The organism is Chroococcidiopsis cubana SAG 39.79 (assembly GCF_003991895.1).
In the GTDB taxonomy this organism is placed as follows: domain Bacteria; phylum Cyanobacteriota; class Cyanobacteriia; order Cyanobacteriales; family Chroococcidiopsidaceae; genus Chroococcidiopsis; species Chroococcidiopsis thermalis.
In genome coordinates this window covers 1-25,147 of record NZ_RSCK01000056.1, presented here as the reverse complement: position 1 = coordinate 25,147, position 25,147 = coordinate 1, and the positions used below count along the sequence as shown (strand labels likewise).

Here is a 25,147-nt window from a genome sequence, read left to right as displayed (position 1 = left end):
TAGTGACGATCCTCTATCGTTTTAGAAGTTTGACTAGTATTTTTGCTCTATAAGCTGACATTGGAGCAAAAAGAGAACTGTAATAAATTTAGTAAAGCTTAATTAAGTAATATTTGTTACTTAAAGAAGAAGTAGTGAGTGGCTAGCGGCTAGTGGCTGGTAGAACCAGATTCTTAGTTTCGGTCTAGTCACTAGTCACCAGTCACTAGCCACTGATAACTGACAACTGTTTCTGTTGTAGGGTAATGGTAAAGTCGTACATTCATTAAATGCTGGCTGGAATGAGTAATTCTCGCGTGCTGTGCTTGGGTGAAATTCTGTTCGATCTGATTGCCGATCAACTAGGGCGATCGCTCGAACAAGTTGAGTCTTGGACACCCTATCCTGGTGGCGCACCTGCTAATGTCGCCTGTGCTTTGGTCAAGCTCGGTACAACTTCTAGTTTCATTGGCTGTGTGGGTAAAGATGAACCAGGAAATACCTTAGTAGAGTTACTGCAAACTGTAGGAGTCGATACAACGGGGATTCAACGCCATCCCACAGCACCAACAAGGCAAATCTATGTTACCCGCACTGAGTCGGGCGATCGCATTTTTGCAGGTTTTGCCGACTACGACACGGCAGAATTTGCCGATACGCATCTACAAGCGTCTGCTTTGCCTGTATCCCTATTTGAGGACGCTGATTTTCTCGTACTGGGAACTTTAGAACTTGCTTATCCCGAGAGTGGTGCTAGCGTCCGTCGCGCTTTACAACTCGCAGACCAATACAACGCCAAAATTTTGCTAGATGTCAACTGGCGACCTGTATTTTGGCAAGATCCCGATAAAGCTGTAGCAACAATCTTAGAAATCGTACCGCAAGTCGATTTTCTCAAACTTTCCAAAGAAGAAGCACTCTTGCTGTTCCAAACAGCCGATCCAGGAGCGATCGCCTATCGCCTCAATACCGTCGAAGGAGTGCTGATCACGGATGGAGAAAATGGTTGCGCTTACTGCTTGTCTGAAAATGAAGGCAAAGCCCCTAGTTTTTCCGTGCCTGTCGTCGAAACCACTGGTGCGGGTGACAGCTTTGTAGCTGGCTTCGTCCACCAGTTATGTCAACGGGGTATTCACAGCCTCGCTGATGCCGCAATTGCCAAACAGGTTGTCACCTATGCTAGTGCGGCAGGGGCGCTGACGACAACCAAACCAGGCGCGATCGCCGCCCAACCCACCGCCGCAGAAGTGGAAGCTTTTTTAACAAGGAATGAGGAGTAAGAAAGTGGTGTGGGGAGAATTCGGAATTCGGAATTCGGAATTCGGAATTAATTGCGAGTTGTGAATTGCGAATTGTCTTGCTCCCTCAGCTCCCTCAGCTCTCTTCCCCTGCTCCCTTCCTCAAGGATTTGGCGCTGACTGAGTGTTGCCTGGGGAAGAAGGGGTTGGGAAGGAAGGATTTTGCTGGCTGGTGGGAGCAGATGTTTGTGGAGCAACACTGCTAGAACCATTGCGAGGAGAAGCATTCATGCCATTACTATTACCACCCAAGCCGCTAGGAGCGATCGCGCTTTGACTGGGAATTGCTGAGGTATTACCAGGAAGGTTTGTCGCGTTGGAATTAGCGCCTGTCGTTCCATTACCGCTATTCGGGCTGAAGGGGTTGAGATAGGTAAAGTTGTTGCCTTTAGCAGGTTCGAGATTAGATAATCGGGACGATGATGAAGATGTAGACGAGCCACCAGCACCACGACCGTAGGCAGTTGATAAATTACTACTACTGCCAGGACTAGCACTATAGGGACTGTTGCTGATGCTAGTAGGAGACTGGTATCGACCCATTGTCGATTGAGAGTAAGGGTTGTCTACATTATTGGATAAAGAATCGTTCAACGACGCAGGCGATCGCCGTTGATTTGCGACTCTTTCATCTAGCGGATCTGTGGTATCTAGAGTACTACTACCACCGCTACTAGAGGAGTTTGTACTAGTTCCACCAAAAGCAGAGTCGCTACCCAATCCAGTTCCAGCACTGCTATCAGCAGGGAGATCGATGGGATTTGCAGTGTCAAGGGGTGCGACTTGACTCGGTTCGGCGTTGTTTTCCCCTGAAGGATTTTGTCCGCCGTTTGGATTACCAACAGCACCACCTGTACTCACAGCAGGTGGACGAGATGGCTGTAGCGATAATAAAGGAATGCACAGCAAGACTCCACCACCTAAAACTGCCGCGATCGCCATCACAATCTTTTGCTGCGGACTCAAATAATTATAGGTTCTAACTAAATTTCGCAAATTCATTGTAATTTTTCCTGATAACGGTAATGGGTAATGGGTAATAGGCAAGAAGTAAGTAGTAAGAGGTAAGAGACAGAATCTTAACTTACGACTTACGACTTACAACTTACGACTTACAAAAACTCTCTCGGATCGGTGACGTAACCCGTCAAGGCAGAAGCGGCGGCGGTGTAGGGGGAAGCGAGATAAATTTGTGCTGACTTATCACCCATGCGACCAGGGAAATTACGATTAGTCGTAGAAACGCAAACCTCTGGCTTGTTCATCCGCCCGAAAGTATCTTTTGGTCCCCCTAAACATGCTGCGCAGGAGGGCGCAGTGGGTTCGATACATCCAGCTTGCAGGAAGATTTCTGATAGAGTCTGCCCTTCGTATTTGAGTGTAAACAAGTCGTTGTAAACTTTTTGCGTCGCAGGTACGAGGTAGGTAGGTACTTTGACTTGCTGTCCTTTGAGAATATGGGCGGCGTGGATAAAGTCTTCAGTTTTACCCCCTGTGCAGGAACCAATGTACACGCGATCGATCTTGACATCGCTGCATTCTCGTGCCAAGGCGCGATTATCTGGAGAGTGGGGTTGAGCGACAACTGGCTCTAACTGCGAGACATCGTAACGGCGATCGCTGTAGAATTTGGCATCGGAGTCGGTGTAGACTGGCTCGAATGGTTTATCGGTACGGGCGCGGACGTACTCGAAAGTGGTATCATCAGCCGCGATCGTCCCATTTTTACCCCCAGCTTCGATCGCCATATTACACAGGGTCATGCGGTCTTCCATTGTCATGCGGCTGACGGTTTCCCCAGCAAATTCCATCGTCCGATAGTTGGCTCCAGCAACGCTAATATCGCCAATAATGTGCAAAATCAGGTCTTTTGCCAATAAGTAATTGGGCATTTCGCCATCGAGGACGAATCGCATTGTGGCAGGAACTTTAATCAGTAACTTGCCCGTACCCATAATAAATGCTGCATCGGTATTACCAATTCCTGTAGCAAATTGACCGAAAGCGCCAGCATTACAAGTATGGGAGTCAGTCCCAAATAAGACTTCTCCGGGGCGGGTATGCCCTTCTTGGGCGAGGGCAATGTGACAGACCCCTTTATAATCTGGGTTAGCTTTAAAATTGCTGCGATCGGTGATGTCGTAGAAGTATTTAATTCCTTGTTCGTGGGCGAAATCGCGTAGAATATCTACGTTGCGATTGGCGCGTTCGTCGGCGGTAAAGATGTAGTGGTCTGGGATGAGGACGATCTTTTCAGGGTTCCATACTTTTGTATCTGCACCAAACTCGCGCTTGAAGACACCGATAGTTCCAGGTCCACAAACATCGTGTGTCATCAACAAGTCAACATCCACCCAGATATTTTCCCCTGGTTCGACCGCGTTTCGACCGGAGGCTTTAGCTAAGATTTTTTCTGTCAGGGTCATCCCCATAGCGATCGCATTCCTCTCTTCCGACACATATCTACAGGATCTATGCTACTTCGCGATCGGCGGTTGCGTTTTAAAGATACAGCAAAAAGATACAGCAAAAGGTCTTGCTTGGTTGCAAATGTAGTTGAATTTCTGGCTGTTGCTGATGGAGATTAATGCCCCCTTTTACATGAGATCCCCTCAACCCCCCTTATCAAGCGGGGCTAGGGGGGATCTACATAGATTGTTATGGATTGTTTACGGATGCAAAAATTCTATATGCTCTCCAGGGTGCGCTTGCAATTCTGCGATCGTTCCCTGAGCATACATTCTCCCCTGGCGCAGGAAGATAACCCAGTCAGCTAAATTAATTACGCGAGGACGATGGCTGATCAAAATTGTGGTTTTGCCGCGACGATGGTGAAGCAACTGATTTAACACCTGCGATTCACTTGCCGGATCTAGCCCTGCCGTGGATTCGTCGAGAATTAAAATGGGCGGATTGTTAACAATAGCACGAGCGATCGCCAATCTTTGTCTTTGTCCGCCAGAGAGACTCGCGCCAAATTCACCTAAAACTGTTTGATACTTATCAGATAACTTCGCGATAAACTCATCTGCTTGGGCAATTTCGCACGCTCTGACAATTTGATCGAAGCGAACGTGGGGCATTCCTAACCGAAAGTTTTCAATAATCGAACGACTCCAAAAATGCGGTTCTTGAGGTACTAAAATTGCTTGTTGTCGCAGGCAGTCTAACGAAATATCTTGAATATTATATCTTCCAATCCGAATGTTACCCGACTGTGGCGTATACAAACCTGCAATCAGTTTAGCTACCGTGCTTTTACCGCAACCTGACTTACCAATCAGCGCTACAACTTGACCCCCAGGAATAGTTAGTGAAAAATCTTGCACGACATCTGTTCTACCAGGGTAATGAAACTCAATTTTAGAACAGACAATATCAGATGTATCGGAAATATCTACCCAAGGTTTTTGCTTTTCATCTTTGATTTCTGGTGGATGGGTAATCACTTCTTGCAACCGAGAATTAGCAGTTTCAATCCGAGCGAATTCATCGACAAAATCGAGTGAGGAAATGATAAATGTAGCTACATTACGGTTTAACGTAGTAAATGCTAGTAGCTGACCGAGACTGAGTTCTTTCCCTATGACCAAAGTACTGCCAAACCAAAGTAGAGCTACTCCACCCACGTCTGCAACTAGCCCAGAAAAGGTATTATTGACAATACCGATTTGCATTGTCCCAAATGCAAGATTTGCTAATTGACCGAAACGACTTTGATATTCCTCCCAAAACTGGGGAGCCGCAGCAGTTGTTTTGAGTGTTAGCGCTCCCTTGAATGTTTCTACTAAAATTCCTTGATTTTCTGCTTCCGTAACTAATAGTTTACGAGTTTTTTGCTGCAAGCTTGGCAAAAATAAAATTGTCGATAAAGTCATCGCGCCTGCTAAGAATACAGCAAATACAGTCAGTTTTTGACTATACATTAGCATGAAAATAAAAGAAACTATAGCGACAAATAACTCTCCTGGTAAGCTGATAATAGCTCGCGAGAGCAATAAATTTATTTCTTGAATATCTCGCAGTCTACTAACAATTTCCCCACTGCGCCGTGACTCATAGTAAAGTAGGGGCAATCGTAAAATTTGCCGTCCAAATTCTAGAATTAAACCTAGTTCTATTCTCTGAGCGAAATGAGCGATCAAATTGCTTTGCACCAGTGCCAAGCCACGCCTGACAAAACTCAGTGCGATAACTGCCAGTACTACAGATGTCAGTAGTTGAAGATCGCCCCGAATCAGCACGTCATCTGTCAAGATTTGGAGGAGAAACGGAGTCGCTAAAGACAGTAAACCAACGGCGATCGCGCACCCAACAGCTTCGGCAAGAATGGCGCGATATACCCAAAGTCGCTGTATCCACTGTTCAAAGCGATTGTCTTGTTCTCCAACTTGAGCGTAAAAGCGGACGGGATCGGGTTCTAGTAGCAGCAAAATCCAATCTGTCCAGCCTTCTAGCAACTCCATGCGCGACAGATAACGCATTCCAATCGCTGGATCGGCGATCGTGTATTTTTTCCCCTGCTTGCCATACAAAACTACCCAGTGATTGCCTTTCCAGTGAATAATGGCTGGTAAGGGGAGTTGTTGTAGCTTCCACAAAATTTCTGGAGATGCCCTGACAGAACGAGCATTAAAGCCTAAAGCTTCTGCACCTCTGCGCAAACCTAGCAGTGTTGTCCCTTGCGATCCCGTACCTACTGCTTCTCTAATACTATTAATTTTCAGCAGTCGTCCGTAGAATTTAGCAATAGCGGCAAGACAAGCAGCGCCGCAATCTTCTTCACTGTGTTGGAGAACAAGCTTTTGTTTCACGTTTTTTGGTTCTACAATTAAGCTGACTATTTCTCAGACAAACAGATGGAAGCGTTTCTGTTGAAATGTCTAGAAGAATCAAAAATTTGTCTGAATTTGCTCAAGACTTTGTTTGCTCAAGACTCAGATAGTGTAATCAACTGCACAAAGCCGCGATCGCAAATTAATAAACCTTAATGTCTTGAGAACGAATGCAATACTGCTTAATTGTTTGCCTCAATTGCAGGCAACGCTCTCCAATTGCCCGATCGATCTTCGATCGATTTACAACTCAAATAAAGTTGCTGTACAGTAGCGATACTTAAAATTCTAGACTTACAAAAAATATGTTGCAATTTAAACCAAAATTCTTTATGATTTTGCTGCCAATAGCAATTTTGGCATCAAATTACACAAATAAAAATTCTTTTTGTCAGAAAAATTAAGCCGAAAAATCAAGCTAAAAATCAAGAATTATGAACTTTCAAGTTGGCAATATTTGGAGTGAAAAAAATAGCTGACACCCACTCCTATCCTCCTTCTTCTGCCCGATGGAAAACTATTTAAGTACTAGCTAATGCAGTCGGAACCAAATAAAAACAGTGTCTTGCGTTTAGTCCGCCAGGACACGCGCAAGAACCCATCACCTGAAGCAAATCCTGCTTTCTTACGCCCAGTGCAGAGTAATGAGTTTCTCCCCCCCGTGAGCCTGTGGACGACTTTAGGTGGGTTGTTGCTACTAGGTACAGTAGCTATAGGGCTGGCTCTGGCTGCTACGATTCATTACAAAGCAATGGTAAAGTCTGCTGCTACTATCCGTCCAGCAGGAGAGACGAGAATAGTCCAAGCCGCGATCGCTGGCTCCATACAACAGATTTTGGTTAAAGAAAACCAATCAGTCAAAAAAGGACAGGCGATCGCAATTATCGATAACGCTCAACTCTTGACAAAACAGCAACAGGTGACGGGCAGTATCAAAAATAACGAATTACAACTGGCTCAAATCGATGCTCAATTACTATCCCTCAAAAGACAGCGTGAGTTTGAGTCAGGCTTAATCGAGCGCAATGTTGCTGCGGCTACTGCCCAATTGCAACGCTATCAACGGGAATATCAGGATCGACAAATCACATCCCAAGCTCAAGTACAAGAAGCAACAGCAGCACTAGAGTTATCGAAAGTCGAGATGGAACAGTTCAAGCAACTGGCAAATACAGGAGCGGTGACGCAGTTACAAATTAAAGAAAAAGAACAAGCATTTGCTGCTGCTGAAGCTAAACTCAAAGGAGCCAAAGCCGCGCTAAATCCTACAAGTGCAGCGATCGCGATGGCAACAGAACAAGTTGCCCAAGAGCGAGCTAAGGGCGAGATCTCCCTAGCTAATTTAAATAAAGACCGAGAGGTGTTGCGTCAACGTCGTCTTGCCCTAGAAAATGAGATCGATCACGCCGCTAGAGAACTACAGCAAGTCCAGCACGAGCTGAAAAAAGCCGTTCTCTTAACTCCTGACGCTGGTAAAGTCTTGAAACTGGAGTTACGCAACCCCGGACAAGTCGTAAATGTAGGGCAGTCGATCGCGCAGATCGCTCCTACTCAAGCGGCGCTAACAATTAAAGCGCGAGTAGCTGCTCAAGACATCAGTAGTATTCAAATCTGCCAGAAAGCGGCAGTTGCAGACTGTAAAACCGGAAGAGTGCAGTTGCGGATTTCTGCCTATCCTTATCCCGATTACGGTATTCTACGAGGTGCGGTAAGGGCGATTTCTGCCGATGCGATCGTCCCCCAAAGTCAATCACCCAATACTGCCTCACCATACTACGAAGTCACGATTCAGCCAGAAAAACCTTATCTAGTCAAAGGCGATCGCACCTACTCGCTCAAACCTGGAATGGAAGTTAATGCAGATATTGTTGCCCAAGAAGAAACCGTGCTGAAATTTTTACTCAGAAAGGCAAGGTTACTGACGAGTTGGTAGTTGATGGTTAATGGTTGTTGGTTGATGGTTGATGGTTGTGGCTCCCTCAGCTCCCTCAGCTCCTCCGCTCCCTTGTCCTCCTTGTCCTCCTTGTCCCAATGCGTGAATTTTGAATTTTGAATCTTGAATTTTGTCTCCGGCTCCCTACTCCCTACTCGAAAGGCTATTTTTAGCAATATCGCGAACTTTGGCTTTCAAATTGGGTGGGGCAGCTTTTTCTGCTTGTGAAAAGAGGCGATTGGCAGTTTGTCGATCGCCTTGTTCGACGCGGATCAGGGCTTTATTGACCAAAGCTGCAACATTGTCTTTTTCTTGTAAGAGGACGCGATCGTAAGTGGATTCTGCTTTTGGCAGTTGTTCGGTTAGTTTGTAAAGCTGAGCTAAATTCAATTGGAGTTCCAGTCTTTCTGGCTCTTGCCTGACGAGTTTTTCCATTAACGGAATGGCTAAATTTGGTTGTCCTTGTTGGATACGTAGGTTTGCTAGCTCGACTAAGGCATCAAAGTTGCCAGGATCGTTTTGTAGAAGTTGCTCGTAGGCTTGAATTTTGCTGTCTGTGTCTGAAGCAGCTTTGGGTGCGATCGCTAGTGGTTTTCCGCCCCACAATGAGGTGACAGCAATTCCTACAACTCCTAAGATACCTATACCTGATAGGATTAGGGGCAGGCTTTTGCTACCGAGCATCTGTTTGAAAATAAACGTTTGCTCAACGGGAGAAAGTAGCTGTTGCTTTAAACCACTGCCCAAATCTTGTTTAGGTTGCGTTTGGTGCAATCTTTTCAACTCTGATACAAGCCATAGAATCGGTGTAGCTGCACCAGTTGGTTTAAGTTGGGGTACGCCTGCAAACGTGACTAGCGGGATGGCAGAGTAAAATTTTTGATAGTTCGTTTTGGCTGCATCTAGACGAGATAGGAGAGGTTGAATTTTTTCCTCAATTTGTAGCAGACTTAACGGTTCTGGGGCAAGTAAATCGCATTTGGTGAAAACTAGAGCGATCGCGTATTTGATATTATGTTGGTTGACTAAAGAGGCGATCGCTGCCACTTGATCGATCGTTTGCGTTAGTTGTGGTAGGTAAGCAGCATTGTTTACTAACGCTTCTGCATTAATAAACGCACAGCAACCATGAGAACTCAACACGAGTTTTTGATATTTAGGGTTATTAAAGTCGCAAGATTCCCCTGGTAAATCCCACCAACTAAAATCGCAGAGAGTCTTGGTTTTCCACCAGCCATGACGCTTCAAACTAAAGTTGAAATTGGCAATTTTCATTGTGGGGGGCGGATATTGACCTGTTTGCGTAATATAGTTCAAAACTTTTTCAATCTTTTCTTGCTCTTGACTGTTGTGGCTATCAAACCATAATTTTTGCGGGCGTTCTGCTGTGAAACCCGAATGCAGTTCGATGTAGCTGCCAGCCAAAAACACTGTTTTGCCAACTCCTCTTTGACCGATACTCAATAAATTTAATGTCTTGGTGGCACTGCTAGATTGCTGATTCATGTGCTGTAAGATCGTCTGTTTTAGAGTAGTAGCGGTCATGAGGAACTCGGAAGTCATAAGTTAGAAGTTAGAAGTGTATCCTATAACTGAAATTGAACGTATAGCAGTTAGATACATATATTTTTTTACTATTCACAAATAAATTTAAAAATTAAACATATAATTTTGCTGTTTTAATATTTAAATTTTGGATGATTTTGATTATCGGTCGCAAGTCAAAAAAAGCAGGCAAAAAATTAGTTCTCGGTAGTTATTATTTATCAATTACCATGAAAGATTGTAAAGATGAAGTCATAGATTTCAATCAAGTTAGAGTTAACTGCAAATTATCGATACATTCATATTTTTAGATCTGCCAAACCCAAATAGCGCACTCCAACCGGAGTTACCTCAAAGCGGCAAGGCAAAACCTCCAAACCTAGTTGCATAGCTTCACGCAACAGGTGACCGTAGACTGGATCGGCAGCATCACCAGGAGCAAACTGCGTACAGTCACCCCGGTTAATAGCATAAAACATGACTGCCCTTGCGTGAGGCAAAAGCGCGCTCAATTCTCGTAAATGCTTTTGTCCTCGTATCGTTTCGGTATCAGGGAACATAGCTAATCTTTGCTGCGCCCATGTCGTGCTTTTAACTTCAATATAAATCGGGCGATCGCCAGTCAATAAAAAGTCTACGCGACTTTTCCGATCTGCACCATAGGGGACTTCGCAGCGAATTTGGCTATAGCTACCGAGTTCGGGAAACAGTTTTTGTGCCAGTGCCAGCTTGACAATACGATTGGGTAAAGCAGTATTCACAACTACCCAGGTAGGCTCGTTGTCGTTGACTTCAATCGCCTCCCAAGTATAAGGTAATTTGCGCGTAGTAACCGAGCTATACGACACTAGTACCCGACTTCCAGGCGTACAAATCCCCGTCATCGGACCAGTATTTGCACAATGTGCCGTTACCACTTCCCCCGTTTCCAGCTCAATATCAGCCAGAAAGCGCTTATAGCGTTTGAGTAAAATTCCAGCATGAAGAGGTGGATAGGTGTAAAGCATAAAAGAAAGGGAGCAGGGGAAAAGAGCTGAGGAAGCTGAGGGAGCTGGGGAGGCTGGAGGAGAAAAGACAAATTACCAATTACCAATTACCACTAATCACTATGTATCAAAACCAACTCAAACACAAATTACACCAGGGCGAGGTTGTCTTGGGATTATTTACCAACTGCGCTTATCCGGCATTTATCGAAATTTGCGGACATGCAGGTTTGGATTTTGTTGTGATTGATTTAGAACACGGTTCTCTTAATACTCTAATAGCGGAAGATTTATGTCGCGCTGCTGACTGCGTGGAGTTAGCACCAATTATTCGTGTCAGTCAGAACAATCCAGCCCAGATCCAAAAAGCGCTTGATGTTGGTAGTGCGGGGGTACAAGTGCCGCAAATCGAGACGAAAGCCGATGCAGAAGCAGTGGTAAGGGGAGCAAAGTTCAGTCCATTGGGGGCGCGAGGGTTGTCACTCTATACCCGTGCCGGGGTTTACACAGCCGCCGGAACGCAAAGAATCGAGCAGTTAAATGAAACATCTTTAGTTGTCGTTCAGGTCGAAGGCAAACAAGGTATTGATAACTTAGCAGAAATTGCCAGCGTTCCCCACATTGATGTTATCTTTCTCGGTCCTTACGATTTGTCGCAATCTTTAGGAATTGCCGGACAAGTACGAGATCCCCGTGTCGTTGAGTTGATGCGGACTGGAGTAGAAACTATCCGTCAGGCTGGCAAAGCAGCGGGGACATTTGCCGACACTCCAGAAATTGCCCAGCAATGGATTGCAACTGGCGTGCAGTTTGTGGCTTTAGGTGTAGATGTAGGAGTTTTCTTGCGTGCTTGTCAGGCGTTGGTTAAAGCCGTGCGATCGCAGTAAACTTTCATTGATAGTGGTTTGTAATTAGGTAAAACAGACGATCTGTAGGGGCGCACGGCTGTGCGCCCCTACAAATGTCATGCACGCAATCGAGAATTGCTATGAATTAAATTTCATTCAAAGGCAAATAAAAAACGATCGCCCCCAAAAGAGCGATCGCTAACTGATAACAATGTAGAGACGTTACATGTAACGTCTCTACATTGTTATCTACACCAAAACAGATTGCATCAAAGGCTGATCTTGAGGTAGTTTACCCGATCGCAACCACTCTTCCATATCAGCTGGAGCTTGAGCGCGGTTGAGTCGTTCCCGCAGTTCTGCACCTTCAAGAATTTCTTTGTGTAATAACAACTGAGCTGTTTCTTCCAATAACTCCTTATTATTGGACAAGGTAGCCAGCGCGATGTGATGCGCTCCATCAACTATTTCTTTCACCTCGCGATCGATCTCCTCGGCGACTCTCGGACTGACAGAACGGCGAGGATTGCCATATCCACCGAGAAACTCTTGCTGAGTCTTTTCAAACGCTACAGGTCCCAATTCATCGCTCATACCATACAGGGTAACGGCACGCTCTGCCAAGTCAGTAGCTTTTTGAATGTCGTCACTCGCACCAGTCGAGACTTTACCAAAGATTAACTCTTCTGCCGATCGCCCGCCCAATAGCGTAGCAATTCGACCGCGAATTTCATCCTCTATCATCAAAAAGCGGTCTTCTTCTGGTAACTGGAGAGTGTAACCCAAAGCACCAACACCGCGAGGCACGACAGAGATTTTCTCGACTCTACCCGCACCTGGCATCAAAGCGGCGATAATCGCGTGACCGACTTCGTGATAAGCAACCGTCTTTTTCTCGGTTTCATTGAGTACCCGCGATCGCTTTTCTAAACCACCAATAACTCGTTCGATTGCTTCGTTAAAATCCGCTTGAGTAACAGCATCGCGATTTTGTCGTGCCGCTAACAGCGCCGCCTCGTTGACTAAGTTAGCTAAGTCAGCACCAGCAAAACCGGGTGTCCGGGTAGCGATCGTACCTAGATCGACATCCTCGGCTAATTTGACGCTTCTCGCGTGAACTTTAAGAATCGATTCTCGACCGATTTTATCAGGACGGTCTACCACTACTTGACGGTCAAAACGACCAGGACGACGTAATGCAGGGTCTAAGACTTCAGGACGGTTCGTTGCAGCAATGATAATGACACCCGTATTGGCATCAAAACCATCCATTTCAGTAAGTAACTGGTTCAGGGTTTGTTCTCGTTCGTCATTACCACCAGGGAAACCATTCGCACCACCGCGAGACTTACCCAAAGCATCTAACTCGTCAATAAAGACGATACAGGGAGATTGTTGCTTCGCCTGGACGAACATGTCGCGTACTCGCGCCGCACCGACACCGACGAATAGCTCGATAAATTCCGAACCGGAGATACTGAAGAAGGGGACACCAGCTTCACCCGCGATCGCTTTTGCTAGCAGAGTTTTACCTGTTCCAGGAGGACCTACCAACAGCACGCCTTTGGGAATTTTCGCACCTAAACGGGTATATTTACTCGCATTTTTCAGGAAATCTACGATTTCTTGTAGTTCTGCCTTGGCTTCGTCAACCCCGGCTACATCGGTAAACTTCACGCCAGTACTACCTTCAGAGTAGATCCGCGCTTTACTTTTACCAACAGTTAAAGCTGCGGGACCGCCGCCACCTTGACGGTTGAGTAGAAAACCCCAGATCCCAAAGAAAATTAATGGAGGTACAACCCAACTAAGAAGAGTACCGATCCAGCCACTATTACTGGGTGCTGGGGCAGTAAACTTAACATTGTGATCGCGCAGGATCTTAGGTAAATCTAAGTCAATTGCAACTGGCGTAGTCGTGAGAACTTGGTTTGCCGGAAGGCTACTTTCCGGTTGGTTAGGATCTGCTTTAAGAGTAAACTCAATGCGATCGCCCCCTACAATAGCTCTATCTACCCGATTTGCTTCTACTTGTGCAATAAAGTCACTATAAGCAACTTGTGGCTGTCTAGCTCCAAAACTGGGAACAATAAAGTTGAGCAGTAATAGAACAGTCAACAAAATGAGTAAACTGCCACCAAACTGCCGGACTCTAGGCGGTTTGAACTGGCGATTATTATTGGTTTCAACAGGCATTTTGATTAATTTTTATGCATCATTTTGTACGTATTGTAAAGATTTTCTACACTCTAACTGGTTCGGTGACTACCCCATATATCTATCGCAACAGCCGAACTTTTTCAGTTGTCAGTTATCAGTTATCAGTAAGAGCGTGAAGAAAAGGAATAGGAAACAGGAGGTAGAAGAGCAACTACCAACTACCAACTACTAACTACCAAATACCAAATACCAAATACCAACTCACTTCATGAAAGATAGTTATATGAATGCTTTTGAGGGATGGAAACAACAGTTAGTATTTATTGCAGAGCTGATGATTATCTCTGCCGTTCTGTCTTATCTGATTAAATATGGTGGTGCTTACTTGCCTTTGAGTGGTACATCAAGCCAAGCACTATTTATAGTATTATTACCTACCGTCGTTATCGCGATCGCGCTCTATTTGCGATATCTATTTCATAAAAAGCAGGGGTAAACAGCGAGAGCAACTACCAACTACCAACTACCCATTACCTATTACCTATTACCAATGAACCTCGGTCAATGGCTCGGTTTATTAGCAATCGTTGCTTCTATTTATATTCTGTGGCAAATTCGCCAAATTCTTTTATTATTATTTGCCGCAGTTATTTTATCGACTGCCTTAAATCGGTTAGCCAGAAGATTTCAGCGATCGGGAATGCGGCGATCGCTTGCTGTTATCTTATCAGTTGGTATATTTCTAGCTGGAGTTATTGGTTTTTTCTGGTTAATTGTTCCACCATTTATCGAGCAGTTCCAAGAGCTTACAGTCAGGGTTCCTAGAGGTTTAGATCGATTCAACATTTGGATAGAGCAATTAGGAACTCGCGTTCCCCAGCAAGTAGCTCCATACTTACCAAATGTAGATAGTCTTAGCAAACAAGCACAGCCATTCTTTGAGCGCGTCTTGGGCGGTTCTTTTGCTTTCGTAACTAGCTCTTTAGAATTTATTATCAAGTTTTTACTTGTATTAGTATTAACGGGGATGATGTTAGCTAATCCCCATGCTTACCGTCAGGGTTTTGTGAGATTATTTCCTTCATTTTATCGCCGTAGGGTAGATGGAATTTTACACGAATGCGAGGAGTCGTTAGGCAAATGGCTGACTGGTGCTTTAATTAGCACGAGCGTAGTTGCACTGATGAGTATGGTGGGACTATCAGTGTTGCGAATACCAGCAGCTTTGGCATTGGGAGTTTTAGCAGGGTTTCTCAATTTAATTCCCAACGTCGGTCCCACTATCAGTGTCATTCCACCTATGGCGATCGCACTGTTAGATACGCCGATCAAATCCGTACTCGTATTCGTTCTCTATTTTGTGATTCAACAAATTGAGAGTAATTTTTTGACACCATATATCATGGCGCAGCAGGTATCTTTACTACCAGCCGTGACTTTACTAGCTCAAGTATTTTTTGCCACGTTCTTCGGCTTTTTAGGTTTATTACTGGCGCTACCTCTAACTGTAGTAGGCAAAATTTGGTTTCGCGAAGTCTTGTTAGAAGATGTACTAGACCGCTGGCAGTGGGGTGGAAAGCAAGATACTACTGGACTCGATTCATTGTGCGGGTTGCACGATGCCAGTATGACAAAGGAAAATCTTTCAAATTCAGATGATGTAACTAGTCAAGAGCGAGCGATTGTAGATGAATCCACAGGAGTAGATAGTAGAGCAGCAGAAGAGCAAGGGAGCAAGGGAGCAAGGGAGCAGGGGAGCAATCCAAAATCCAACAACAAACTCTAAAATTAATTCACGTACCACCTTGAGCGCACCACACACCACTTCTCATCACTCAATTCCAACTTTTGGCTGACGAATCTATTCCTTTTCGTAGGTACGAATTTTTTTCTCTAGAAATATAACTGAAATGTGAAGAGGTTTAAATTATTTTTAATCATTGCACTAAGTTAAGTGAAAATCATTTAAGTTGCGCTACAATTCTATTCCACCCCCGATTTGTAACTGTGCAACAATAATGTAAATCCTAGACTAAGAGCTTGCTGATTAAGTAAGAATACTCATGACAGTCTGGGAAAAGTGACAGATAAAAGACTGGCTACTACTTACTCATTACTTAGTCTTTGATGCTTAATAATCAGTTGGAACAAAAAGGTGAAGTCCAAATGTCACCAGCAAAGTACATGCAGTTTCTGCAATTTCTACAAGAAGACTTATCAATTTCGGCAGCATCGATTGATATGGCTACCCGCCATCGAGAACAAGATCCTGGTCCTTTGCCAATGATCTTATGGCAATATGGCTTAGTCACGCTCGAACAACTAGATCGAATTTATGACTGGTTGGAAAGAGCGTAGCAGTACCATGAACGATTTAGTCAAATTCAAGCGTGTCACAGTAGAAATTTTAAATAGCAATGCACAAACTAAAATTTCTTTTTTGGCGAAGTTGTAGAAATTTTACTCATAAATTTAAACTTACACAAAGAGAGCGGGATGAATTATCAACCCGCTCTTTTGATTTAAGTTGTCATCTGTCATCTGCCATTTGTTGTCTAGCCAATGACGAATGACAAATGACGAATGACGACTAAGAAGCAAACACGCGAGCTGCTGCTGCAACGCCAGCTCCAGGGGTGAAACCTTCATACCCCAATTCGCGTAAAGCGACTTCTAAAGCACCGATCGCACTAAGAATATCGCGATCGCTCACAAAACCTAAATGTCCGATGCGGAAGATTTTCCCCTTCAAGTGGTCTTGTCCGCCTGCTAGAGCGATGTCAAATTTCTTCTTCAAAATCGAGCGAATTTGTTCGGCATCGACTCGATCTGGTGCTACAGATGTAATTGCCGGACTCGCGCAATTATCCGCTGCAAACAAAGGCAAATTTAAAGCTTTTACGGCTTCGCGAGTCGCTTGAGTCAGGCGTTGATGACGAGCAAAAATTGATTCTAAACCCTCTTCTCTCATCATCTTTAACGTCGCGTGCAGTGCCACAATTAAATTCACTGGCGGCGTGAAGGGAGTCGTATTTTTCGCGGTCGATTTCCGATATTTACCCAAGTCTAAATAGTACTTGGGTAGTTTAGCGGTTTTGTAAGCTTCCCAAGCCTTAGCGCTAACAGCAACAAATCCTAAACCGGGAGGAATCATATAACCTTTTTGCGAACCCGATGCAATAACATCAATACCTAAAGCATCCATCGGGACGTTATACGCACCCAAGCTGGTGACAGCATCGAGAATCATTAAGGCTTCGCCGTGTTCCTTAACGTGACTGACGATCGCTTCTAAGTCGTTAAGTACGCCTGTAGAAGTTTCGCTGTGGGTGAGAATGACGGCTTTAATTTGCTTGTCTTTATCCGCTGCTAATTTCTGGGCAAATACTGCGGGATCGAGGGGTTGTCCCCATTCGGCAGTAATTTTCTCGACTTGAAGACCGTAAGCCTCGGCAACTTCTCCCCAGCGATCGCCAAACTTACCATTGCATCCTACCAAAACGCGATCGCCTGGGCTGAGAAAATTAATGATTCCTGCTTCTACTGCCCCAGTGCCGCTGGCTGTTAGCATCAAAACGTCACTCTCGGTTTGGTGCAGCCATTTTAGATTTGCTGTCACTTCTGCCAAGATGTTACTAAATTCGCTGGTGCGGTGTCCGATGGGATGTTTGGCGAGGGCGAGTAACGCTGCTTCCGGTACTGGCGTGGGACCAGGAATCATCAGCATTAACTTGTCGTTCATCATAAGTTTGTCCTACTATCTATCGAGGTGAATCCATTGGCTACACGTCAATCCAAGCGCGATCTCTATTTCGTGACTTGTGGTTTGCGATCTGTAGTTTATAACTCGTAAATCGATCTTATAGACGAATCTGGCGATTGCAATTGAGGAATCTTGGTTTTTTGTATGAATAAATTTAACGATTCATAAGCTGAATTACGAATTCTTACGGCGTTTGGTTGAGTTTTCCTATCATGGCAGCCTTTCATTTTATCACCCGATCGCCGAAAACCTGCTAAAAAGCGATCGATAAGCCAAGAGGCAGAGGACAGGAAGTAGAACGTTGAACATATACTATTGGTCGCAGGTATCAAATATATCTGAGATGTCTGTATATTTGGTAGATCCAGAACGAAACTTCTGAGTGCGTAACATTTGCAGGGGCGCACAGATGTGCGCCCCTACAGATCGCGTGTTTTACCCAATTGAAAACCGCTATTGACGAGCGAATAATTTGCCATGACAGATCGAGCTTGGGATAAGTTAATACAAGCATTACCAATTGTCTTGGCAGGTCCCATCCTACGACACGTAACTGCCGAATCTGTCACAGTGTGGGTAGCGCTCAAACAACCTGCTGAGGTAGAGCTGACGATTTACGAAACGGCAAATCAGGGTATGGTGCTAGGAACGAGCATACTGCAAGGGAGATACCCGACCGTAGCATTGGGAAAGTCTCTGCATGTGGTGGCGGTAACTGCTAAGTCTAATGGAAACAATCTGAATAGCGATCGCCTCTATGCCTACGACCTTCAGTTTTCGTTCGACGACCCACAGCAAAGCCCAAAAACCTTACAACAAGCTTTACAATCGCTCGACTTTCCTAGAGTCAACATTAGCTACTTTGCCCATCAAAAACCTACCTTTGTTCTGCCACCGCATCGTTTAGAAGATTTACGCATCGTCCAAGGTTCCTGTCGCAAACCACACGGGGGTGGATATGATGCCTTACCAATTCTTGACAGCTTAATCGAGGATAGAGCTGCTCAACCTCAACACCGTCCCCACCAACTGTTTCTCACTGGCGATCAAATCTATGGCGATGACGTTGCCGAACCTTTTTTGTGGGTTGCTAGTCCTCTGGGCGATGCTCTCTTGGGTTGGGAAGAAAAGTTACCTGTAGGTTGGCGAGAACCCGATGATATAGAGTACTATACACCGCAACAGCTACCGTTTGGACGACGAGCTGAAGTTGCCACTACTCACGCGGGTTTTACAGCTGGACTCCACAATAAACGTGGTAAGGTCAACAGTCACTTACTGAGTTTAGGCGAGTACTATGCTTGCTATTTGCTAGCTTGGTCGCCGACGTGCTGGCTGATGCAGATTCCCCCAGGAAAACAAATTAGCGATCGCCGCCAAATTAGCCGTCGTTGGGATCGAGAAGCACGGGCATTGCGGCAATTTATCCATACACTATGGAGAGTACGACGCGCTCTTGCCAATATTCCCACATACACGATTTTTGACGATCATGATGTCAGCGACGACTGGAACCTCAATCGTGCTTGGTGCTTGCGCGTTTTGGGACGACCTTTAGGACGCAGGACAGTACAAAATGCACTATTAGCCTATGCAATGTTTCAAGCATGGGGCAACACACCCAAGCAATTTACCGCAGGACAAGCGGGTGCAGAACTCCTGGCTGCTGCTGCCGACTGGTCGTCATCGAGCGGGACTGACACTGTTGCCTACGATCGCATTGCTCGTTATGTCGGAATGCCCCTCATCGACGCACAGACGAATTTACCAACTTTTGTAGAGGATGGTACGGTATTAATCCTCAAACGACATCCAGAAGCGATCGCGTGGCACTATACAGTCAGGAGCCATTGTCATGAAACGATCGTCTTAGATACGCGGACGTGGCGAGGTTATCCCATCGAGGAAAAATCCAGCGCGCCACCCATGCTACTGTGTCCGACTGCCTTCGAGCAACAACTGCGCCTACCTCTGCAACAATCGGCATCTGCAACCCAAATTCAACTTACCTTTGCGATCGCACCGACTAATGTATTTCATCTCCAAGCGATCGATTGGATTCACCATTGGCAATTGCGCCGCAACAAAGTCTTCGCCACAGATGTTGGCGATGCCTGGAACATCAATTTAGAAGCTCTCGCACAACTTTTGATCGTCCTATTCGAGCAACGCCGACAAGTTGTCGTCTTATCTGGAGACATTCACTACAGCTCGATGGTTCGCCTCACCCGTAAATCTAACTTAGGCGAATCTAACTCTGTTTTGACACAGCTAACTTGCAGTGCTTTGAAAAATGAAGAAACTCTGACGCGGATCGTTCACACCCGCTTAAAAGATTGGTTGCTTCCAGAACGAGTCCGCCATTGGAAAGGTTGGAGTAACCCACCAAACATGGTCGAACTTTCAGCGCCACAATCCCGCCGCGATCCCGATCCCTATCCATCGCATCCCCCTGATTGGAACTGTACCCTAGAATGGATACCACGACAAAACGCTCGCACACCCAGCTTTGGCAACGACGTAACCTGGCTAATTTCACCGAGAAAACAAGCAAACAGCAGCAAGCGTCATTGGCTTCAGCTTCTCTGTTTTTGGCAATCTCCCCTACTTCAAGAAGGACGAGAAGCGATCGGCAGAAACAATTTAGCTTTAGTACAATTTCAACTCGCAGAAACGAGCCATTCCTACACAGCCATCCAAGACATATATTGGTTTTCTACCTGGCAGCCAACCCAAATCGTCTACAGTCGCTTTAAAAGCCATCTCGCAGATCGCCCATCCCTACCAAACAAAGCATAACCTCACAACCGCTCCCATCTACTTCGCGCTCTTCTCTCTTTGCGACTTTGTGTCTAACGCCCTATCGGGCTTCGCTTCGCTGATGCGTGACATTAAACTCACCCTAACTCATGATCGGAAAACCAAACTGTAAAACTCTTACTTCATCCCCAGATGCAACCGCAGTTTGCCCCACAGGAATTATTGCCAACCCATTAGCTTGAGCAAAATTAATCAAATTGCCAGAGTTAAGACTACCGCTAGCGGGCTGAAACTCAAAATAACCATCGATCAAATGCAGCTGTCCCCAAATATAAGTTTCTCGCTTGCCATCAGAACTCAAATCTTGACGCGATCGCGCTTTGACGTAAACCGGTCCCCAATTGTCAGCCAGTCCCGACAACTTCCGTAAAGCAGGTTGAACGAATCGCCAAAAACATACCAAAGCCGAAACAGGATTACCTGGTAGCCCAAAATATAGAACTGGCTTCCGTTCGGTAGCATGAGCAGGAGAAAACTTCGCCACTGTCAGCGGCTTTCCGGGTTTCATCGCCACAGCTCGAACGTGCATTTCCGCCCCCAAAGCCGTTAAGATCTCCTCCACATAGTCATAATCACCCACAGAAACGCCGCCAGAAGATAACACCACATCAGCAGTCGCGATCGCTTTAGAAAATGCTTTTTGCAGCACCAAAGGGCGATCGGGAACAATACCCATCGGTATTGGTTCTGCCCCCGTCTGCGTCACTAATGCTGTCAACGCATACTGATTTGAATCGACAAGTTGTCCGATTTCCAATGGAGTTTCAGGGTGAACTAGTTCATCTCCCGTCGAGATAATTGCCACGCGGGGACGACGATAGACTTTCAATTGATTGCACTGTGCGGCTGCTAGCACGGCAATTTGAGCCGCCCGCAGCATGGTTCCTGGGGCTAATAAGGTTTTTCCCGCTTGATAGTAGGATGCCTGGTGGCGAACAAAGGCTTGAGGTTGAGGAGCTGTCAAAATAGTGACGCGATCGCCCTCTCGCTGCGTTTGTTCCTGCATCACCACAGTATCAGCCCCTTCTGGCATCACTGCACCCGTGAAAATTCGTGCTGCTTGCCCTGCCTTAATCAACTGCTGTGGCGATCGCCCCGCTGGAATTTCATCAACTATCTCCAAAACCACTGGCTGTTGTGAACTAGCATATTGTACGTCCTCATAGCGCACTGCATAGCCATCCATCGCCGAATTATCCCAGTGAGGAAAGTCTAAATGACCGATCGCTGGTGCTGCCAATATCCGCTCGATGGCAATTAACAGAGAAACAAACTCTGCATCTCGTTGTTTGTCCAGGGGTTTCACCAAGTCTAAAATTGTTGCCTCCGCTTGGCTGACTGGCAGCATGGTTCTTAACTCCTCTTTGTTATTCAAGGTTTATGGGTAATTGGTGAGTGACTAGCGGCTAGTAGTTAGTGGTTAACTCCTCTCTAGTCACCAGCCACTAGTCACTAGTCACTGATAACTGACTTGCACAAACCTGATGAAATATATGATAATAAACGTTTGTGTTAAATTTTGGTAAGACCCCAGAGTTAGAAAAGCTATGGCTAAAGGTAAGGGTGTCCGTATTATTGTGACACTGGAATGCACTGAATGTCGCACGAATCCAGACAAGCGATCGGCAGGTGTGTCTCGATATACGACAATGAAAAACCGCCGCAATACTACAGCGCGGCTAGAACTGAAAAAATTCTGTACCCACTGCAATCGTCACACCGTCCACAAGGAAATTAAGTAAGCATGAGTTTCTACCGTCGTCGTTTATCTCCGATTAAGCCTCAAGACCCCATAGACTACAAAGATGTCGATTTGCTGCGGAAGTTTATTACCGAACGGGGCAAAATTCTTCCCCGTCGGCTCACAGGCTTAACCGCTAAGCAACAGAGAGATTTAACTGTAGCTATCAAGCGGGCGCGTTTATTGGCTTTGTTACCTTTCATCAACCCAGAAGGGTAAATTCTTGTCATGCGTCATTTGTCATTTGTAGAGAGATAGATTGCTGGTAGAGTTTGTAGCTGCGGGCAATTCATCTGCGTTTAAATTGACAAATCGAGTATTTTTGCAAATAGTTAGTTTATTTGTATACAGGACAAATGACTAAAGAAAATGAGTAGTAGAAATGTCAATCGCTAATGACAATTGACAAATGACAATTGACAAAGGAATGCTAGTCGAATTTAGGGTGCAAGGCGATCGCCGTTTGGGAGTGGTAGACCGTCCAGATGGTAAAACTCGTTGGTTTGTCATAGACGATCGCGGTCAATCCCACAGCCTTGCCCCGCGCCAATTTACTTACGAAATCCGAGGTCAGTCTTACAAACCCTCAGATATTGCCAACTTTTTAGCAGAAGTACAACCTTATCTCGACCCATCTAGCTTAGAGGTAGCGTGGGAGCTGCTGATAGAAGCGGGAGAAAGCGCCACTCCAGCACAGATGGCAAACTTATTATTCTCCGACCAGAGCCAAGCTCTGTGTTATGCCGCTCACTATTTGCTTTCTGAAGATAAGATATATTTCAAGCAAAAGGGAGATGCTTACGAGCCTCGTTCTGCTAGCCAGGTAGCAGAACGGAAACACCAGCTTGAAGTAGAAGCAACAAGAGCGCGAGAACAGCAGGAATTTCTGTTGCGTACCGAACGAGCGTTGAAGGGAGAAGCCGTAGAATGGCAGCGATACGATCGCCAGCGCCTGGATGCGATCGCCAAGTATGCAATACTTTTAGTTGAAGGAACTCGTCAGGGATTAAATCCAGATGCCCTCGTACGAGCTTATCCGCCACCAGCGATCGTGACGGAGACTATGAGTACTTTGGGGCGTAACGCGACTCCCGTAACAGCATTTCAACTTTTGGTAGATTTGGGTCTGTGGAGTCCGCATGAAAACCTTCACTTGCGTCGCAGTCAAATCCCCGTAGAATTCTCAACCGAGGTTATATCAGTGGCGCAGCAGCGGTTAGAATTTCCACCCCCCGACCCAGACACTCAACGGCTGGACTTAACTCATTTGAAAGTTTACACGATCGACGACCAGAGTACGAGCGAAATTGACGACGGTGTAAGCTGGGAAGTCTTAGCTGATGGGCGAGAACGCTTGTGGATACATATTGCCGATCCGACTCGTTGGCTCATACCAGAGGATGAATTAGATCTAGAAGCGCGGCGGCGCGGTACGACCATGTACTTACCAACAGGTATGAGTTCCATGTTTCCAGTGGCACTGGCGACGGGACCCATGAGCTTAATACAGGGTCAGGTTTGCTGCGCTCTCAGTTTTGGTGTCATTTTGGATGCAGCAGGAGCAGTCCAAGAATATACCATCCATGCCAGTTTAATCAAACCGACCTATCGGCTGACCTATGAAGATGTCGATGAGATGTTGGATCTGGGCGTACAAGCCGAGCCAGAAATCGCCGCGATCGCTAATTGGGCGCGCTGTCGTCAAGCGTGGCGACAGTCTCAGGGGGCAATTAGTATTAGTTTGCCAGAAACCGCGATTAAAGTTAAAGACGACGAAATTACAATTGAAGTCTTAAACGATTCTTCCTCCCGCCAACTGGTGGCGGAAATGATGATTTTGGCTGGAGAAGTTGCCGGACGCTACGGTCAAGCACATAATCTTGCCCTGCCATTTCGCGGTCAGCCGCAGCCCGAGTTACCCCCAGAAGAAGAGTTATTACAACTGCCGGCTGGCTTCGTGCGTGCCTGTGCTATGCGCCGTTGTATGCCTAAAAGCGAAATGAGTATTACTCCTACTCGCCATGCTGGTTTGGGCTTGGAGATGTATACTCAGGCAACTTCTCCGATTCGTCGCTATAGCGATTTGCTGACCCATTTTCAACTCAAGGCACACCTACGGGGTGAAACTCCACCGTTTTCAGCGGAAGCACTTCGTGAAGTGATGCAATCTGTGTTTGCCATGACTCAAGAGATGTCGTTAGTAGAAAGGCAAACCAATCGTTATTGGGGTTTAGAATACCTGCGCCGCCACGCTCAGGATGTGTGGCAGGCAATCGTTTTAATGTGGCTGCGGGAAGATTCGCGCTTGGCGCTGATCTTGATTGAAGATTTAGGGCTTCAGCTACCGATGACATTTAAACGTGGGGTCAGCTTGGGCGAACAAATTTTAATTAAAGTTGCCTACGTCGATCCGCGTCAAGATACGATTCAGTTTCAAGAAGTGTCCTATTCTGAGGCTGTGGCTGCGAATTGAAGCAGTAAGGTGGGCATTGCCCACCCGACGCTTGAACTGACCTTTTCTATAAAATTAGGGTCTTGACAGTTGCGATCGCTGCTGCAACACTACTAACAAAATAAATATTATTTACTGATAATTTTTGCCAGAAATTTTGACTTTCTATTTCAGAATTTAACAGAATCACTGGCTTATTTGCTTTCAAAGCTAAAGCAATTTCTGATATTGTACCTGCACCCGTACCGCAGGTGATAATAACATCACTAGAAAGAACGTTAATATTATTACGAGCGTTTCCCATCCCCGTTGCGATCGCGATATCTACCGCTTCAGAAGCATCATGGCGATCGCTACCAGGCAAGATTCCAACTGTTAAGCCATTTGCAGATTTTGCTCCCCGACTAGCCGCGTCCATCACGCCTACGTTTCTCCCACCAGTAAGCAATACCCATCCTTGTTGGGCGATCGCTTTACCTAATTCATAGGCAGAGGTACAGTCTATGACTGTGGCATTTTCTCCAGCTCCCATAACCCCGATCGCAATTTTTCTCATAATTACAACAACCTTCTGCTTCCTGTTTTCTGCCGTACTTATCTACTTTATTAAGAGTTCGATCGGCTTCTCGCGCAGTTGTTCCACATTTAATTCGGCTACAGGCAGCAGTTACAAGTCTTAATGTAGCTACATTTTCCCTCTTTGACTTCTAATAGGCAGCTTGTAAAAATAACTTGAGCAACTAAGTTATTACTCTTGGATTGATTTGATAGTTCCAATCGCCATGAA

General features: G+C 45.7%; 19 protein-coding genes. 10 read left to right on the top strand and 9 right to left on the bottom strand.

The features are described 5' to 3' along the window. Positions 1-281: 281 nt before the first annotated feature. A complete protein-coding gene (locus DSM107010_RS24995) occupies positions 282-1,259 on the top strand; it encodes a carbohydrate kinase family protein (protein ID WP_041463004.1) in 978 nt (325 codons plus the stop codon). A 120-nt stretch (positions 1,260-1,379) separates the two neighbouring features. On the opposite strand, the gene DSM107010_RS24990 is transcribed toward DSM107010_RS24995, so the two are convergent. From DSM107010_RS24990 to DSM107010_RS24980, 3 genes are all read right to left on the bottom strand, one after another. Beyond that, complete coding sequence (locus DSM107010_RS24990; RefSeq protein ID WP_015154159.1) at positions 1,380-2,279, bottom strand: hypothetical protein; 900 nt, start codon at positions 2,277-2,279, stop codon at positions 1,380-1,382. Between the two features lie 110 nt (positions 2,280-2,389). Beyond that, entirely contained in the window at positions 2,390-3,709 is a 1,320-nt protein-coding gene (locus tag DSM107010_RS24985) for a 3-isopropylmalate dehydratase large subunit (RefSeq protein WP_015154158.1), read from the bottom strand. A gap of 237 nt (positions 3,710-3,946) precedes the next feature. Further along, positions 3,947-6,091: a peptidase domain-containing ABC transporter gene (locus DSM107010_RS24980; RefSeq protein WP_127024171.1), complete on the bottom strand. Its 2,145-nt coding sequence runs from the start codon at positions 6,089-6,091 to the stop codon at positions 3,947-3,949. A 556-nt stretch (positions 6,092-6,647) separates the two neighbouring features. Here DSM107010_RS24980 and DSM107010_RS24975 point away from each other — a divergent pair. Next, entirely contained in the window at positions 6,648-8,045 is a 1,398-nt protein-coding gene (locus tag DSM107010_RS24975; protein ID WP_106167004.1) for a beta-barrel domain-containing protein, read from the top strand. Between the two features lie 144 nt (positions 8,046-8,189). Here DSM107010_RS24975 and DSM107010_RS24970 read toward each other — a convergent pair whose 3' ends face one another. Both DSM107010_RS24970 and sfsA read right to left on the bottom strand, forming a co-directional pair. Next, complete coding sequence (locus DSM107010_RS24970; protein WP_199755727.1) at positions 8,190-9,590, bottom strand: tetratricopeptide repeat protein; 1,401 nt, start codon at positions 9,588-9,590, stop codon at positions 8,190-8,192. A 299-nt stretch (positions 9,591-9,889) separates the two neighbouring features. After that, positions 9,890-10,597 carry a DNA/RNA nuclease SfsA gene (gene sfsA / locus DSM107010_RS24965; protein ID WP_015154154.1) on the bottom strand — a complete coding sequence of 236 codons (708 nt, stop codon included), beginning with the start codon at positions 10,595-10,597 and terminating at the stop codon, positions 9,890-9,892. Between the two features lie 101 nt (positions 10,598-10,698). Between sfsA and DSM107010_RS24960 the strand changes: the two genes are divergently transcribed. Continuing rightward, positions 10,699-11,463: an HpcH/HpaI aldolase family protein gene (locus tag DSM107010_RS24960; protein ID WP_106167006.1), complete on the top strand. Its 765-nt coding sequence runs from the start codon at positions 10,699-10,701 to the stop codon at positions 11,461-11,463. Between the two features lie 210 nt (positions 11,464-11,673). Here DSM107010_RS24960 and ftsH read toward each other — a convergent pair whose 3' ends face one another. After that, the gene (gene ftsH, locus DSM107010_RS24955) at positions 11,674-13,620 is read right to left on the bottom strand and encodes an ATP-dependent zinc metalloprotease FtsH (RefSeq protein WP_015154152.1); all 1,947 of its coding nucleotides are present in this window, start codon (positions 13,618-13,620) and stop codon (positions 11,674-11,676) included. 232 nt (positions 13,621-13,852) lie between these two features. On the opposite strand from ftsH, the gene DSM107010_RS24950 reads away from it, so the two are divergent. The 3 genes from DSM107010_RS24950 to DSM107010_RS24940 all read left to right on the top strand — a co-directional run bounded on the left by DSM107010_RS24950 (position 13,853) and on the right by DSM107010_RS24940 (position 15,942). After that, complete coding sequence (locus tag DSM107010_RS24950) at positions 13,853-14,080, top strand: hypothetical protein (protein ID WP_106167007.1); 228 nt, start codon at positions 13,853-13,855, stop codon at positions 14,078-14,080. Between the two features lie 54 nt (positions 14,081-14,134). After that, on the top strand, positions 14,135-15,370 hold the full coding sequence (locus DSM107010_RS24945; protein ID WP_106167008.1) for an AI-2E family transporter: 1,236 nt from the start codon (positions 14,135-14,137) through the stop codon (positions 15,368-15,370). A gap of 341 nt (positions 15,371-15,711) precedes the next feature. Continuing rightward, positions 15,712-15,942, top strand: coding sequence for a DUF2949 domain-containing protein (locus tag DSM107010_RS24940; RefSeq protein WP_015154149.1), 231 nt, complete (start codon positions 15,712-15,714; stop codon positions 15,940-15,942). 232 nt (positions 15,943-16,174) lie between these two features. On the opposite strand, the gene DSM107010_RS24935 is transcribed toward DSM107010_RS24940, so the two are convergent. Beyond that, positions 16,175-17,326 (bottom strand): pyridoxal-phosphate-dependent aminotransferase family protein, encoded by a 1,152-nt coding sequence (locus tag DSM107010_RS24935; protein WP_106167009.1) that lies wholly within the window; start codon positions 17,324-17,326, stop codon positions 16,175-16,177. Between the two features lie 498 nt (positions 17,327-17,824). Here DSM107010_RS24935 and DSM107010_RS24930 point away from each other — a divergent pair, with 498 nt between their 5' ends. Then, the gene (locus DSM107010_RS24930) at positions 17,825-20,146 is read left to right on the top strand and encodes a metallophosphoesterase family protein (RefSeq protein ID WP_106167010.1); all 2,322 of its coding nucleotides are present in this window, start codon (positions 17,825-17,827) and stop codon (positions 20,144-20,146) included. A 103-nt stretch (positions 20,147-20,249) separates the two neighbouring features. Here DSM107010_RS24930 and DSM107010_RS24925 read toward each other — a convergent pair whose 3' ends face one another. After that, entirely contained in the window at positions 20,250-21,515 is a 1,266-nt protein-coding gene (locus DSM107010_RS24925) for a molybdopterin molybdotransferase MoeA (RefSeq protein WP_106167011.1), read from the bottom strand. 199 nt (positions 21,516-21,714) lie between these two features. Here DSM107010_RS24925 and rpmG point away from each other — a divergent pair, with 199 nt between their 5' ends. From rpmG to DSM107010_RS24910, 3 genes are all read left to right on the top strand, one after another. Then, complete coding sequence (gene rpmG, locus DSM107010_RS24920; RefSeq protein ID WP_015154144.1) at positions 21,715-21,909, top strand: 50S ribosomal protein L33; 195 nt, start codon at positions 21,715-21,717, stop codon at positions 21,907-21,909. A gap of 2 nt (positions 21,910-21,911) precedes the next feature. Continuing rightward, entirely contained in the window at positions 21,912-22,127 is a 216-nt protein-coding gene (rpsR, locus tag DSM107010_RS24915) for a 30S ribosomal protein S18 (RefSeq protein WP_015154143.1), read from the top strand. Positions 22,128-22,323: 196 nt separating this feature from the next. Next, complete coding sequence (locus DSM107010_RS24910) at positions 22,324-24,381, top strand: ribonuclease catalytic domain-containing protein (RefSeq protein WP_106216051.1); 2,058 nt, start codon at positions 22,324-22,326, stop codon at positions 24,379-24,381. A gap of 46 nt (positions 24,382-24,427) precedes the next feature. Here the strand turns inward: DSM107010_RS24910 and DSM107010_RS24905 are convergent, their stop codons facing one another. Continuing rightward, positions 24,428-24,916 carry a TIGR00725 family protein gene (locus DSM107010_RS24905; RefSeq protein ID WP_015154141.1) on the bottom strand — a complete coding sequence of 163 codons (489 nt, stop codon included), beginning with the start codon at positions 24,914-24,916 and terminating at the stop codon, positions 24,428-24,430. Between the last annotated feature and the right edge of the window lie 231 nt (positions 24,917-25,147).

Coding starts and splice junctions, on each gene's coding strand:
- rpsR (WP_015154143.1), top strand. CDS start 21,912: ATGAGTTTCTACCGTCGTCGTTTATCTCCGATTAAGCCTCAAGACCCC.
- DSM107010_RS24950 (WP_106167007.1), top strand. CDS start 13,853: ATGAAAGATAGTTATATGAATGCTTTTGAGGGATGGAAACAACAGTTA.
- DSM107010_RS24940 (WP_015154149.1), top strand. CDS start 15,712: ATGCTTAATAATCAGTTGGAACAAAAAGGTGAAGTCCAAATGTCACCA.
- DSM107010_RS24985 (WP_015154158.1), bottom strand. CDS start 3,709: ATGGGGATGACCCTGACAGAAAAAATCTTAGCTAAAGCCTCCGGTCGA.
- DSM107010_RS24960 (WP_106167006.1), top strand. CDS start 10,699: ATGTATCAAAACCAACTCAAACACAAATTACACCAGGGCGAGGTTGTC.
- DSM107010_RS24945 (WP_106167008.1), top strand. CDS start 14,135: ATGAACCTCGGTCAATGGCTCGGTTTATTAGCAATCGTTGCTTCTATT.
- ftsH (WP_015154152.1), bottom strand. CDS start 13,620: ATGCCTGTTGAAACCAATAATAATCGCCAGTTCAAACCGCCTAGAGTC.
- DSM107010_RS24995 (WP_041463004.1), top strand. CDS start 282: ATGAGTAATTCTCGCGTGCTGTGCTTGGGTGAAATTCTGTTCGATCTG.
- DSM107010_RS24905 (WP_015154141.1), bottom strand. CDS start 24,916: ATGAGAAAAATTGCGATCGGGGTTATGGGAGCTGGAGAAAATGCCACA.
- DSM107010_RS24935 (WP_106167009.1), bottom strand. CDS start 17,326: ATGAACGACAAGTTAATGCTGATGATTCCTGGTCCCACGCCAGTACCG.
- sfsA (WP_015154154.1), bottom strand. CDS start 10,597: ATGCTTTACACCTATCCACCTCTTCATGCTGGAATTTTACTCAAACGC.
- DSM107010_RS24990 (WP_015154159.1), bottom strand. CDS start 2,279: ATGAATTTGCGAAATTTAGTTAGAACCTATAATTATTTGAGTCCGCAG.
- DSM107010_RS24930 (WP_106167010.1), top strand. CDS start 17,825: ATGACAGATCGAGCTTGGGATAAGTTAATACAAGCATTACCAATTGTC.
- DSM107010_RS24925 (WP_106167011.1), bottom strand. CDS start 21,515: ATGCTGCCAGTCAGCCAAGCGGAGGCAACAATTTTAGACTTGGTGAAA.
- rpmG (WP_015154144.1), top strand. CDS start 21,715: ATGGCTAAAGGTAAGGGTGTCCGTATTATTGTGACACTGGAATGCACT.
- DSM107010_RS24975 (WP_106167004.1), top strand. CDS start 6,648: ATGCAGTCGGAACCAAATAAAAACAGTGTCTTGCGTTTAGTCCGCCAG.
- DSM107010_RS24970 (WP_199755727.1), bottom strand. CDS start 9,590: ATGACCGCTACTACTCTAAAACAGACGATCTTACAGCACATGAATCAG.